Annotated in this window: 11 protein-coding genes and 3 pseudogenes; 6 read left to right on the top strand and 8 right to left on the bottom strand. The window is 51.2% G+C overall.

Annotation, left to right across the window (positions count from 1 at the left end; genetic code table 11):
• Positions 1 to 30: 30 nt before the first annotated feature.
• Entirely contained in the window at positions 31 to 516 is a 486-nt protein-coding gene (locus NKJ07_RS01445; RefSeq protein ID WP_318568823.1) for a DUF4352 domain-containing protein, read from the bottom strand.
• 169 nt (positions 517 to 685) lie between these two features.
• A pseudogene (locus tag NKJ07_RS01440) lies at positions 686 to 850 on the bottom strand (oxidoreductase); the annotation flags it as partial.
• A gap of 731 nt (positions 851 to 1,581) precedes the next feature.
• Here NKJ07_RS01440 and NKJ07_RS01435 point away from each other — a divergent pair.
• Together NKJ07_RS01435 and NKJ07_RS01430 are read left to right on the top strand one after the other, a co-directional pair.
• On the top strand, positions 1,582 to 2,928 hold the full coding sequence (locus NKJ07_RS01435) for a carbohydrate-binding protein (RefSeq protein WP_318568822.1): 1,347 nt from the start codon (positions 1,582 to 1,584) through the stop codon (positions 2,926 to 2,928).
• Positions 2,929 to 3,163: 235 nt separating this feature from the next.
• Complete coding sequence (locus tag NKJ07_RS01430; RefSeq protein WP_318568821.1) at positions 3,164 to 3,331, top strand: hypothetical protein; 168 nt, start codon at positions 3,164 to 3,166, stop codon at positions 3,329 to 3,331.
• A gap of 803 nt (positions 3,332 to 4,134) precedes the next feature.
• Here NKJ07_RS01430 and NKJ07_RS01425 read toward each other — a convergent pair.
• The 3 genes and pseudogenes from NKJ07_RS01425 to rfbB form a co-directional block, all read right to left on the bottom strand.
• A complete protein-coding gene (locus NKJ07_RS01425; protein WP_318568820.1) occupies positions 4,135 to 4,602 on the bottom strand; it encodes a dTDP-4-dehydrorhamnose 3,5-epimerase family protein in 468 nt (155 codons plus the stop codon).
• A gap of 112 nt (positions 4,603 to 4,714) precedes the next feature.
• Positions 4,715 to 5,178, bottom strand: a pseudogene (locus NKJ07_RS24355) (GDP-mannose mannosyl hydrolase).
• Positions 5,179 to 5,187: 9 nt separating this feature from the next.
• Positions 5,188 to 6,111, bottom strand: a complete 924-nt coding sequence (gene rfbB, locus NKJ07_RS01415) for a dTDP-glucose 4,6-dehydratase (RefSeq protein ID WP_318570515.1) — start codon at positions 6,109 to 6,111, stop codon at positions 5,188 to 5,190.
• Between the two features lie 55 nt (positions 6,112 to 6,166).
• Between rfbB and NKJ07_RS01410 the strand changes: the two genes are divergently transcribed.
• Positions 6,167 to 7,054, top strand: a complete 888-nt coding sequence (locus NKJ07_RS01410) for an SDR family oxidoreductase (protein ID WP_318568818.1) — start codon at positions 6,167 to 6,169, stop codon at positions 7,052 to 7,054.
• Here NKJ07_RS01410 and NKJ07_RS01405 read toward each other — a convergent pair.
• The 3 genes from NKJ07_RS01405 to NKJ07_RS01395 form a co-directional block, all read right to left on the bottom strand.
• Positions 7,051 to 7,233, bottom strand: a complete 183-nt coding sequence (locus NKJ07_RS01405) for a hypothetical protein (protein ID WP_318568817.1) — start codon at positions 7,231 to 7,233, stop codon at positions 7,051 to 7,053. The two genes, NKJ07_RS01410 and NKJ07_RS01405, sit on opposite strands and share 4 nt — an antisense overlap.
• A gap of 7 nt (positions 7,234 to 7,240) precedes the next feature.
• Positions 7,241 to 8,314 carry a glucose-1-phosphate thymidylyltransferase gene (locus NKJ07_RS01400; RefSeq protein ID WP_318570514.1) on the bottom strand — a complete coding sequence of 358 codons (1,074 nt, stop codon included), beginning with the start codon at positions 8,312 to 8,314 and terminating at the stop codon, positions 7,241 to 7,243.
• A 92-nt stretch (positions 8,315 to 8,406) separates the two neighbouring features.
• The gene (locus tag NKJ07_RS01395) at positions 8,407 to 9,297 is read right to left on the bottom strand and encodes a glycosyltransferase family 2 protein (RefSeq protein WP_318568816.1); all 891 of its coding nucleotides are present in this window, start codon (positions 9,295 to 9,297) and stop codon (positions 8,407 to 8,409) included.
• A gap of 534 nt (positions 9,298 to 9,831) precedes the next feature.
• On the opposite strand from NKJ07_RS01395, the gene NKJ07_RS01390 reads away from it, so the two are divergent.
• The 3 genes and pseudogenes from NKJ07_RS01390 to NKJ07_RS01380 all read left to right on the top strand — a co-directional run bounded on the left by NKJ07_RS01390 (position 9,832) and on the right by NKJ07_RS01380 (position 13,415).
• On the top strand, positions 9,832 to 11,001 hold the full coding sequence (locus tag NKJ07_RS01390) for a glycosyltransferase family 4 protein (RefSeq protein WP_318568815.1): 1,170 nt from the start codon (positions 9,832 to 9,834) through the stop codon (positions 10,999 to 11,001).
• Positions 11,002 to 11,043: 42 nt separating this feature from the next.
• Positions 11,044 to 12,465, top strand: coding sequence for an oligosaccharide flippase family protein (locus NKJ07_RS01385; protein ID WP_318568814.1), 1,422 nt, complete (start codon positions 11,044 to 11,046; stop codon positions 12,463 to 12,465).
• A gap of 125 nt (positions 12,466 to 12,590) precedes the next feature.
• A pseudogene (locus tag NKJ07_RS01380) lies at positions 12,591 to 13,415 on the top strand (IS5 family transposase).
• Positions 13,416 to 13,423: the final 8 nt, after the last annotated feature.

Raw genomic sequence — 13,423 nt, 5'->3', positions numbered from 1 at the left:
CTCCATAATTTACTTCCCGGGGTGAATCGATCACAGGGCGTTGTCGAGCCGAACTCGGTGGACTGGCGTCGGTTCGACCGGCCGAACGGGTTCGACGAGCAGATAGAACACGTCGGCGTCGGGAACCGGATACAGGAGTTCTCCCACCCCGGACTCGTTGGGCTGAAGGGCACGGGCCTCGAGCGGATTGACCAGCGTTGTCGTCTCGTTACGGACATACTCGTTCTGACTCCCGCCAGCGGCCGACAGCGAGAACAACTCGGGGTAGATATCGAGCGCCTGCGTCGCGAGGTTCTCGAACTCCACTTCGACGAACACGAATCCATCGATAACGTTCGGCATCTGGTCCGTGTCGATGGCCAAGTTCACCCGGTATTCGATCGGGTTCGCGGAACCGACCACGAACGACTCACCGACCTCGTGCATCGTCGGCGCACGGCTCCCGAAGTCGCTACACCCCGCGAGAAGCGAGAGCAGGCCACAGCACGAAAGGTGGAGCGTCCGCCGGCGGTTCATACAGATGACAACGTGAATAGTATCAAAAAGTCATCGGAAGGTGGACGTCTATACCACCCTCATCGAGAGACTCCTGTCTCCCGTTCCAGTGACATCCACCGCCGAGGAGAACTCGCCGAGAGTTGAGCACAGGTCCCAAACCCTTTTTTCGGACGGGCAATCGAAGCGCTCTCGTTGGGCCCTCACCTGGGTCGGGAAACACGAACCGACGGAGACCCGAGCGAAGGGAGTCACCGGACATCGCGGCCGCGAACAGACCGATTCCCTCTGCGACGACGCTCCCACCGACCGCGCCACTGATCCCAGAACCGGTCGGGATGACCTCTGCACACCTGGCTCGGTCGCATTACCAATCACGCAGGGGGGTATCGTCCCACGCTTCGTTGAACAAGTTTTTTCCAAGTGACTCAAGACGGTCCGGACTCCGACCACCAAGACATCCTCTGGAGTGTACTACTGCGTGAGATACTCCGCCACGAGGCGTCCTGCGAAATCAGTTGCACCCACACGACGATGTCGTACGGTCGATCTATTGTGGACACGTAGATGTAGGTCTACTCGGGTCCCAGAATCAAAAGAACGTGTTCGCCTGGTTTTCAATGACGCGTCTGGGCACGTCATACGCGGGCAAGTGCTCGGAGTGACCCTAACCGATTGCGACCCTGAAGAGATTCACTAGATGTTCGGCGCCACACAGAAACAGAGACGCCGATCGAGAACACGCACAACGGTGATCGGTTCGATGTTCGTTCTTCTGGGATCGTTCGCACCGATGCGGAATTCGCCAAGCGCACCTGCCAGAGAATCCTCAATCGAATCGGTATTTGAGCCCTTGGAAGTAAACCATGATAATTATCTCTCACTATATTTTGGCATATTTGCCCAATAAATCTGAGACGAATACTAATCCACTAAATCCTTATTGAGCGGATAAGATGGCCGATTACGGGCTATTACGGCGTGATCTGTTCCTACTGAGACTCGGATTGTCTCGTAACAAGTAAGAAATCAATTTCAATAATTGAGACACAGTATTCAATTAGGTACTTTCTTTTTTCACTTACAATGGCACGCGAATCTCAAGACCAGTCGGACACCGAGGACAGTATCCGCGTGAGTAGACGCGACTGCCTGAAGCTCGCTGGCGCGTCTCTAGCGGTATCCACACCGATACTCAACGAGGCACGATCCCCACAGGTTCCAGAAACAACTGAGATGGCTGCGTTCGGATACGGCGGACAACAGGTGTTCGAACAGCAGGGCTCGGTGACTAGAAGCGCGTTCTCAGGATCGGTACAGCAACTGACTGCTGTCAGTGAGTCCGAACCGAACGATGAGCAGGCGACCGCGGACACGGTCGAGGTCGGATCCACGGTAACCGCCGAACTCGCCGAAGCAGAGGTCGATTGGTACGCGTTCGACGCGGACAAAGACCAGTCGGTCGTCTCGGAACTTGATCGGGAGTCGGCGGATGGCGTTACGGCGCTGATGCTGTACGACTCGGAGGGAAAGTACGTCGACCTCGAATACGTCGGAACCGACCAGCCGAGTCGTGTTGAACTCGATTCGGCTCCTTCAGCTGGGACGTACTTCGTTCAGGTGGTCGATATTCAGTCCGGCGCAGGGGCGTACACACTCGCGATCACAGAGAAGGGCAACGCCACCCCGACTTCAACGCCGACCCCAACGCCAACTGAAACACCCACACCGACGCCCACGCCAACCCCCGAACAGCGTCCGTACTATAGCACTGTCCGAGACGGCACGAACCGGATCGAAGCAGAGGAGTACGACGAGGGTGGTGAAGGGGTCGCGTACCACGATACCGACGAGACGAACACGGGTGGACAGTACAGAGAGGAGGGGGTAGATATTGAGGAGACGACCGACGACAACGGGTACAACGTCGGGTGGGTCGAAGATGGTGAGTGGCTCGAGTACACGATCACTCTCCCAGCTGGCACGTACGACTTCGAGGCCCGCGTCGCCGGGTGGACATCTGATGAAAGCCTCCGCGTGTTACTGGACGGAACAGAACTCGGGACAGTTGAGGTTCCCAATACCGGGGGATACCAGAACTGGACGACAGTGACGTTGACAGGTGTCTCGGTCGAGACCGAGGGCGAACAGATCCTTCGGATTGAGGCCCTTGGTGGTGATATGAACATCAACTGGACAAGGTTCGTTCCGCAGACGACACCGACGCCGACTCCGACTGAAACACCGTCACCGACGCCGACGGAAACTCCCACGCTGACGCCCACTCAAACACCGACCGAGACGCCGACCCCGACTGAGACGCCAACGCCAACTGAGACACCTCTTCCAACCGTAACACCCACGCCGACACCCACGAGCAAATTTGGCACTCAGGGATACGGTGAATACGGGTACGGAGGGGTAAAAAAGTAGACAACAGGAGACCGATCTTGCTTCAGGATTGGTCTGGTGGGGCAGTGCTTGATTTAGTGTCGCTGATCATCATAGCAGCCAGACTGGGTTTCACTTGCGGGGAAAGGGACTCAACACATGATCGACGAGACATCTCATACGGGAATGGGCCGTCCGAATATCTCGATCGTGAGCGTCTGGATGCCGGTCGAAGTAACCTCACACAAGGAAGCCAACGTACCAAGGCGACTGACCAGTGGTAGCCGTCGAGGACGGATGTGTCGACCCCGAAGAACGGCACTACGAATCGCTTCAGGAGGTGATGGTTCACGTGACGGAGGCGAAAGTCAGAGAACGGGTGGATGATCAACAGCTGAAACACGCGATCCGCGCCATGGACGACAGAGCACGAATACTGAAATAGTTGTTCGACGGTATTTCGTCCAAGATTCGACAGATGGCGAGCGGATTTTCGTGATCGAGTCGGCGACAAAAGTCACTTGCCAGGTAATACTAGATATATCATAGTACGTGCTATTTCGTCCGAATTCAAGTCTTGGAGACTTTCTTCGAATGCGGTCAAGTTCCAGATAAGTGAATATTAGACATAAATTCTATTGCTATTGATACTCTGTTTATAATATCTTTATTTAGGTCCTTCACAGAAGGTTGTCTTGGGAGATGGAATCAAACCGGATAATTCGGATGGGAGCACAGATCCGACGCCTGTGACGGAGGGGGTCTCGCTCAGCGAGCGGGGCTGTCTCAAGATCGGAACTGTCGGCGTCGTTGCCACTCCCGGCCCTGTATCGGTCCTTTCAATAACCTCTACCCCCAAATTAGACGGTTGCGGGTTCAGATTCGGCGGCCTGCCAGCGCTGAACGAACAGGTCGCCCCTTATTTCAGGTCGGAAAAGGATCGGTCACCGACGTGACTGCCGACGAACATCAAGTTCGGCGCTCGCTTTGGGGTCGTTGACACATGCGCTGCGCCCGTTCAGATGACGTTTGAGCTAAAATCTGGAAATTCACAGCGTTATTTATACCATCCGAAAGACTCGGTGAGGTCTTTTTTGACCGTCGTCATCATGATAAAGACCGGCGAATCCCAGTTGCCATCCTTTCAGAGTAGAATCTCGTATCCCACCACCGATCGTCGATACTATTCTGTTGTCTCCACTGCTACAGATACTTCAGAAGCTAATCGTCATCTTGGGATTGAACCACTTAGTGTGGTTGCTCCTCCCAGTCGAGAGGAATCTGATCCGTATGCGGTGGCAACCGTTCTTCATCAGGGTCATCATAATCGTAGAGGTTAGTCGGGAAGTTCAGCAGAATCGCCTGCTCGTTGCCGACGACTTTGAACCCGTGCCAGCAGTCACCAGGGATCCGTATGGCCCGCTGGTTGTGTTCGCCGATGATGAATTTGTTTACCTCTCCTTGTGTCGGCGAGTCATCTCTGTCGTCGTAGATGCCGACCTTGATGCGGCCCTGTGGACAGATGAAGTGGTCAACCTGTCCGCGAAGGTGACGGTGCCACGCCCTGATGACACCGGGGTAACTCAGCGAGTAGTACGACATAGCCGGCTCTGGATCGTACAACTCCCAGTCGTCTCGGAACACCTCGACGAGGTGACCGCGTTCGTCGGTGTTGACCTGCAAATCACGAACTTCGACGCCGTGGATTCGACTCATTAACGACTTGATACAGACGCGTGTGAATTAAAGACGTTACCCACTTCCACCGGCGATACTTGAGATGCCAGTATCATCGTGCAATCGAGAGCGGTCTTTCGACAGCTTGAGGTTACAATGTTATCTCAGAGGCAGCGTCGAGATACCGCTGAACGTACGGATGAAATCCCTCGAACGGTGGTTCGAACACTTTCAGTTGCGCGTGTTGGTCGTCAGGTGTGACTGGTTTCAGTTTCGGGGTTGATGACGAACGCATTCGCGACATAGTGTTTCGTCTCAACACCGTCGACCTCAGATGTGTCGTAGAAGTGTTCAAAGGCACCGAGCGACTCGAGTATCGTTACGTCACAGCCAAGTTCGCCTCTCGCGACGCGGTGGACGGCTTCACTCAATGTCTCGTTCTTGAATACGACACCCCCGGGGGACGAACCACTCACCTTTCGCAGGCTGGTTGGTTCGCTTTCCCAAGACGACTCCACCGTTATAGCGGACAGCGAGGTCAACCGAAACCAGCGGTACGTTCGCGACGATTGTCTTCCATTCCTTGCCATCGATATAACGGTCGTCCGTTGGCATGGCGAGCAGTTACCCCAAGTAGTATTCGACCGTCGCGTCGAGTCCTTCCTCGAACGACCACTGGGGCTCCCAGCCGAGTGCCTCGATCTTCGTCGTATCGAGCGCGTAGCGCTGGTCGTGACCTGCGCGGTCTTCGACGAACTCGATTAGGTCCTCGGAGGCTCCGACCGCTTGGATAATTGCCTTCGTCACCTCGATGTTCTGTTTCTCGATGCCGCTGCCCACGTTGTAAACTTCGCCGGCTTTGCCCTCTTCAACCACAGTGAGAAGCGCACGGCAGTTGTCCTCAACGTAGATCCACTCGCGGACGTTCGTCCCGTCGCCGTACACCGGGAGCGATTCGCCCTGGGCCGCGTTCGTGAGGAACTTCGGGATGAGCTTCTCGGGATGTTGCCGGGGGCCGAAGTTGTTCGACGAGCGTGTCACGGTGACCGGGAGACCGTGCGTCGTCTGGTAGCTACGCGCTAGCAAGTCGGCACCAGCCTTTGTCGCCGAGTAAGGGTTCCGCGGGTTCAGCCGGTCATCCTCCGAAAAAGTGCCCTCTGCAATCTCTCCGTATACCTCGTCGGTCGAGATCTGAATGAATCGGTCGACGTCAGCGTTGAGCGCCGCGTCGAGAAGGACTTGCGTTCCTTGGACGTTCGTCGATACGAAAGGTTCGGCACCGTCGATGGAGCGATCGACGTGTGACTCGGCGGCGAAGTTGACCACAACCTCAGCGTCCGAGACGAGATCGGAAACGAGGTCGACGTCGCGGATGTCACCCTCGACGAATTCGTGTCGGTCGGCGTCGAGCGTTCCGTCGAGATTTTCGATTGACCCCGCGTAGGTCAACGCGTCGAGGGTCGTGACTTCGTAGTCGGTCTCATTAAGGAGTAAGTGGACGAAGTTCGAGCCGATGAAGCCTGCACCACCGGTGACGAGTACGTGCATCGTTCGATTGGGTGGGGAGTAGATACTTATCTCTTTCAGATAACCGACGTACGAAATGCGCGTGCTCGTCCTTGGGGCGGCTGGGTTGCTCGGAAGTAACGTCGTGTCCATTGCCGAAGACCGGGGTCACGATGTCGTCGGGACGTACCACTCGACGGCTCCGTCGTTCGATCTCCCGCTATACGAGTTGGATGTCCGTGAGAACGAGCGGTTTCGTGAGTTGCTCATCGAACACGAGCTGGACGTCGTCGTGAACTGCGCCGCGCTGACCGACGTCGACAGCTGTGAGTCCGATTCGAGGCTCGCGTACGAGGTGAACGGTGAGGCACCGGGGGAGCTCGCCGCAGCCTGTGAGGGGAACGATATTGTGTTCGTCCATGCGTCGACTGATTACGTGTTCGACGGGACGAACGCCGACCCGTACACCGAGACAGATGAACCACGCCCTGTACAGGAGTACGGCGCGTCGAAGCTCGACGGCGAGCGAACGGTGCAGTCTTATCATTCGAATCCACTTATTGTCAGACTATCGTTTGTGTACGGCGTTCATCGCTCTACTGACGAACTCACCGGATTCCCTGCTTGGGTTCGAGGACAACTGGAGGGTGGCGAAGAGACACCGTTGTTCGTCGACCAGCACATCACACCGAGCAGAGCAGGTTCGACAGCTGAGGTGCTCGTTAAGGCGGCCGAACAGGAGGTCTCCGGGTTGTTTCACGTCGCGAGTCGGTCGTGCGTGACACCGTACGAGTTCGGGAGGAGGATCTGTGAGGCGATGGGTGCATCGACATCGCTATTGGACGAGGGCTCACAGGCCGGCCTCGACCGTCCAGCAACCCGACCAGAGTACACGTGTCTCGACGTCTCAAAGGTCGAAGATCGGTTGGGGCGAGCGCAACCGACGCTCGATGAGGACCTCGCGGCGATTTCGGACGCCCTTTAGTCGAGCTGGTACTGCGCCTCGTTCTCGAGGTAGTGTTCTTGGTCCCCTTCAGAAAGGTCCTCGAACCGGAGCACATCGTCGCAGTTCAGCCCTGGGCACTTCATCACCCGGTTCTCTTCGAGTTCGTTTGCTGAGACAATCGTTCCGCACGCCGTGCAGGTGTGTGTGATGATGCGCATGGTCTGGTTAGAGTTTGAGGTTCGAGTTCTCGCCGACGACGAGGCGGCGACCCTCGGGGAGGAGGTCAGCGGCGCTCCCGATCTGTGCAGCGCGCCCGATGAGGCTGTCGACGATTTTCCCTGAAGTGGTAATCTCGGAGTCGCCGATGATGACCGAGTTCTCGAGGTGGGTATTCGCGATAACGCAGTTCGCGCCGATCGACGTGTACGGACCGATATAGGTGCCGGATTCGATGGTCGTGTTCTCGGCGATGGAGACCGGTCCACGGACGACCGCGCCAGATTCGATTGTTGACGAGGCGGGCAGTTCGATACGACCAGAGACTTCCGCACAATCCGCGATCGTCCCTTCGACCGTGTGTCCGAGTCCCTCGAGGACGAGGTGGTTCGCGTGGAGGATGTCCTCCGGCTTTCCGGTGTCCTTCCACCAGCCATCGACGACGTGGGAGTCGATCGCGTTCCCGTCGTCGAGAAGTCGCTGAATCGCGTCGGTGATTTCGAGCTCTCCCCGCCAAGACGGTTCGAGCGTCTCGATGGCATCGAACACCTTCGGCGAGAAGACGTACATCCCGATGAGCGCGAAGTTAGTGGGTGGGTCATCTGGCTTCTCGATGAGGCGAGTGACGTTACCGTCATCGTCGAGGTCTGCAATGCCGAACCGCTGTGGATTGTCGACCTCCTGAAGGGCGATACCGGCGTCGTAGTCTCCACTCTCGAAGCTCTCGACGAGATTCGTGATGCCCTCCTTGAGGATGTTGTCGCCGAGGTACATCACGAAGTCATCGTCACCGACGAAGTCCTTCGCGCACCCGGCGGCATGTGCGAGACCGAGCGAGTTCCCTTGGACGATGTAAGTGATATCGACGCCGTAATTGGAGCCGTCATCAAGAAGTTTTTGGATCTCTTTTCGACCCTTATGGCCGAGAATGACACCGATTTCGGTGATACCTGCTTGTTTGAAGTCCTCTATAGCGTATTCGAGAACTGGTTTGTTTGCCACCGGGACGAGTTGCTTCGGGCCCGTGTGGGTAATGGGTCGGAGGCGAGAACCAGTGCCCCCTGAAAGAAGGACGCCTTTCATTATTCCAGCGGTCACATCCACAGTTAATATTAATTGTGGCTGATGCAAGAATTCCTTAGCTGGTCCGAATTTAACTAATATGATACTTGATCTTACGAATCGCATCTTAGGTAGGAGATCCATTCGCCAATGATTCCATGTTTTTCTCCTAAAATAAAGGAAACAAAATAAGTCAGGTCATATAATATACAGTATGGTATCCATTTGATACTACCAGAGTGAATTAAGAATGAGTACTCATCCACCACATACTCAATGCCTTCTGAAACAAACCCTCCTGATTCACCAGGTGCGAATTTTGCAAACGCTTTTCCATCTTTGTACCGTCTAGTAAATAATTCCAGTAGAGAATAATCATGAGAGTGGTATACCTTCGCTTCTGGACAATACCTGATGGTATAACCTGCGGAAGCAACTCGATACGCGAAGTCCTTATCCTCGGACATTTGAACAGAATCCTGAAATTGAAATTCATTCCAAACATCCCGGGCGATTGCTGAGTTCACATCGGAAATGAATATATTGTCGATGTAGAATTCGGGCTTGTTTGTAGTATTTTTCTCGGTGATTGTAATAGGAATTTCTGGATAAAAGTACTGGTAAAAAAATCTATCCGGGGGTTTCGAATCGATATTGGCTATTTGATTCCCATAACATACATCCGCTACACCGTTTTTTATGGGGTTTACAAGTTTAGTTAGCCACCGATTGTCTGTTGGGAGAGCGTCCTGAACAGTAAAGACAATTACATCACCTTTTGACTGATTCGCTGCTCGATTCCGGGTTTTTCCATGGTGAAATTCATTCGGCGAAATAGTTATTACCGAATTTGCATATTCATTTGCAAGTTCAACCGTGCCATCATCGGAACCAGAGTCAATGATAATGATCTCCAGTTCAGAAACATCCTGATTCCTTATCGATTTAAGAGTCTCCTCAAAATCTTTCCCGGCGTTTTTTGTAGGAATCACGACGCTAATCATATCAATTCAAGCAATTTTGCCGCATATAGCTACACTGGAACATTATCTTGGATAAGTTGAAAGTATTGATATTCATATAGAAATAATGATGCCTGACTTAAATAATTTACGCATACATTTAGTTATCTACTACAAAATTTTCAATATACAAGCAGTCCAATCGATTCCCGTCATAAATATAACAATTAACCAAAAGGCATGGCTTAGGGATTGTTGAGCCGGACGTGGTTGAGGACAAATTACTACCAGAAGCGCCCGCTTTGATAGTAATGCTCAGACGTACAGCAGTATCGTGCTATCCAAGCTTACCAGTGAACGACAAGGGCTTTAAATATATCACACCTGATTGAATACTATTGTTGACCTCGGAATCGCCATAGTAATGATAAAATAGTTGCTAGCGAGTAACCAAGTGTATGAGTATCGCAGGTCGTGATTTCAGTTTATTGTCCTTACCACAGAGGCTAGTATCAACAGGAGATGGATAGTGTATCCAATGAAAAAAGAATTCTCATTAATACACATAACCAATCAATGAGAATACTCAAAGTAATAATTTCCACTCCGGAGAACATGGAGGGAGCCGTTAGGGCCGGAATGAACTTAGCGAATCATTTGGATAGAGAGGTAACTGTTGATGTCGTTAAGATGTCCGGTGATTCGGATGAAAAGCTAGTTAATGAAGTGGGAATGAATTTTGGTATGTACAATATATCTTCAATAAAATTTATGCCTGATTTTCTTGACGTATTGAACATAGACACACAAACTAATTTCGAGAATAGTTTAATATTCACCTATCTGGACCCACCAAGTCCATTACATGACTACGATGTCGTTCATATTCATAACTCAATACCCATATTTGCACTCGTTATATGCGTTATCCAATGTCGTCTCAAAGGAGTACCATACGTATTTACTACACATGAGATTAGTAAAATATACGAGTGGCCTGAGTATCTTAATATGGGTGCTGCTGGAGAATTTTTGTTCAAGCAAGTCTATTTGAGACTATACGAGAGCGTGATTCGTGGAGCAGAACATATCATTTCACTGTCCAATAGTGACAAAGAAACCCTTAGGAAAAAGTTCCCTAATCAAGACGTATCTGTTATTCCTAATGGCGTGTCATTCGAAAAATGTGACAACGAAGTAGATGTGGAAAGCGTGACTGGTCGGCCAATACTCCTCTTTGTTGGAAAGATTATCGAAAGCAAAGGGGTTCTCGAACTGATTAATGCTGTTGACGGAATTAAACATGATTTCTCTCTATTCATTGTTGGACCGGAGTCGGATCCTTCACTGGTTGCGGAGATTGAGAACAACTGTGATGATCGTATTCGATTCGAGGGGTACGTGTCTAAGAACAGGCTCCGCCAACTATACCAATTCTCGGATATATTTGTTTTTCCAACTAAATCGGACGTTTTTCCCCTGGTGACGCTGGAAGCGATGGCTGCGGGCACGCCGGTTATCTCCACCTCTGTCGGTGGAATACCAGAGCAGATCACCCCGGAAACTGGTATTCTGATAAATCCCGGTAACACCTCTGAGCTTACAAATGCAATAAACAAACTCTTGATTGAGGAGGAAATGAGACTAGAAATGGGGAAAAACGCGCGTGATAGGGCTACTAATGAATATTCATGGCGTAGTGTTGCAAACGATACAATAAATGTCTACCGCACGGTCATCGATTAATACTTTTACAAGGGATTATATATTAACTGAACTATATACATAATGAATCTGGCTAAGTCTACCGTCTATGTGTTCCTAGCAAGAGCCTTTGGGTCAGTGATTAGCATGCTTGGGCTAGTATACTTTGCTAGGAGTTTGGGTGCAGAACAACTTGGTATCTTTTTTCTGTTCCAAGCATTGCTTGAGCTCTTCGCAATCCCCGCTGACCTAGGTTTACAAGGTGCAGTTATTAAAAGGTTAAGTGAAGAGTCGGATCCTGCTGATCGTTCTGAGATAGTGTCTACTGCAATCGTTTTATTTAGTCTCAGCCTCATATTGGTTTCTCTCATAGCATTTAATTTCAGAGGAATCATTAATTCATATTTGGGTGCTAAGTTGGCAGTAGCCCTAATAATCGTAGTTATTCTAAACGAATTTTTCAAGCTAGGAATTAATGTTCTTAAGGGAGAGCTTAGAGTGGATGAGACCGCGATGATGAGTTTCTCAAAACAGATTATTTTCAACTGTGTCGCAATAGCATTGATATTTTCAGGCTCTGATTACAGGGGTCTAGTATATGCGCTCGCCTTCAGCACAGGGGTCATTTCACTTATTTCTATTTATAAGTGGAATACGCCAATCGGTTCCCCCTCACTTAGAGCTGCTCGCTCACTTTTTAATTTTTCTAAATTTAGCGTAGTCGCTTTTGTAGATTCTTATTTATACAACTGGCTAGATATCGCTGTAATTGGATTGTTAATAGGTCAAGCTGCTGTGGGAGCTTACGAGGTTGCTTGGAGGGTGTCGGCTTTGGTTATGTTGTTTACAAGTGCAATTGAGACGACAATTCTTCCTCAAGTTAGTTCATGGGACGCATCTGGAAGCATGAAAGAAATCGAAGATTTGCTTCCAGTCGTAATTCTAATCTCATTGGCCTTCGTGATACCAGCGTTTTTTGGAAGCATCGTCTTGGGGGAAGCAATAATAAGATTGGCATTCGGTGAACAGTTCGAATCCGGATTTGTAGTATTAATTATATTAATGTCTGGGAAATTATTTGAGGCAATTGATCGAATCAATAAAAATCTACTGTCCGGTATTGACCATCCGGAGCTACGTGCCCTCGCAGTTATTGTTAGTATCATTATTAATATATCGCTGAATTTTTACCTAGTACAACAAATAGGGATGGAAGGCGCTGCTATAGCGACAGTCGTATCATTTTCATTGAGTACTGTGATTGTAACATATATGCTGTCGAAATTCATGAATATTAGGATTATGTACACCGAAATAATTATATGTGTGATATGTTCGGTCCTGATGAGCGTTTGTGTCCACCTACTTAAAGAGTTTATGAATACTGATTCGGTAGTATCTATTCTTTTCATGGTATTTATGGGCGTAATAATTTACTTTTTATTACTGGTGATAGTCCCAAATACAAGAGAACAGTTCTTTGAGATTGTATCAACATATTACTGAAAGCCCCGTAGTTCACAGTTACTTCGATTGGTTGATCAGAAAGCACTATTAGAAAAATTGGCTCTGTAGTTTCGCTAGACTGAGACGCCACGACTGCGTTATTGCCGTAGAAAACGAAGAGACAGATCGGTGTAACATCCGAAATCCGTCTCTTCACTCGTGTTACGGTCGCTAAGTCTAAATCTGTTGTTACAAACCCTGACGAACCCGCCGACCCCGAAGGGGGTCGCGGGTTCGCTGAGTGGGCGATGCTCACGCTGCATGCACTCCAATCGAGCTGGGCAAATCCTACCGCGTCGCGGTGGATTTGTTCAGTGAAATGCCCGGTGTTTTAGACGAAATCGGCCCTAACACGGCTTCCTCACTACACTGTCCTCCGGACGGTTTGCGTGGATTCCAACGAAAACGTGGCGTGCGTTCCTCGACCGACGCGTCGAGGAACGCACTGGTCACGCCGCCATCGATTCGACTGGCTTCGACCGCGACCAACCGAGCTGCCACTACGCCAACCGCACTAACTACCGCGTCCGGGCACTGAAAGTCACTGCTCTCGTGGATGTTGAAACGCTGTACATCACCGACATCCACTCGACTACCTCGAAGAAACACGATGCGAAGATCGGCCCGCAGGTCGCCCGGCGGAACGCCGGCGACCTGCGAAGCCTTGCCGCCGACCGAGGCTACGACGCGAAAGCCTTCCGCGACGAACTCCGCGAAAACGGCATCAGACCGCTGATCAAACACAGATCATGAATCCACTCGATTACGCTCATAACGCCCGTATGGACAGTGATCGGTATCACCAGCGCTCCATGTCAGAAACCGACTTCTCGTCAATCAAGCGCACGCTCGGCGCTGCCGTGCGTGCGCGTAGCTGGTGGCTGGAGTTTCGTGAAATGCTGCTGAAAGCGACCCTCTACAACCTCCGACGGAGCGTGAGATATCCGTGAAATCAACC

The organism is Salinigranum marinum (assembly GCF_024228675.1).
Taxonomy (GTDB): domain Archaea; phylum Halobacteriota; class Halobacteria; order Halobacteriales; family Haloferacaceae; genus Salinigranum; species Salinigranum marinum.
The sequence above is the reverse complement of the archived record's forward strand: the minus strand, read 5'-3'. Positions and strand labels throughout refer to the sequence as shown.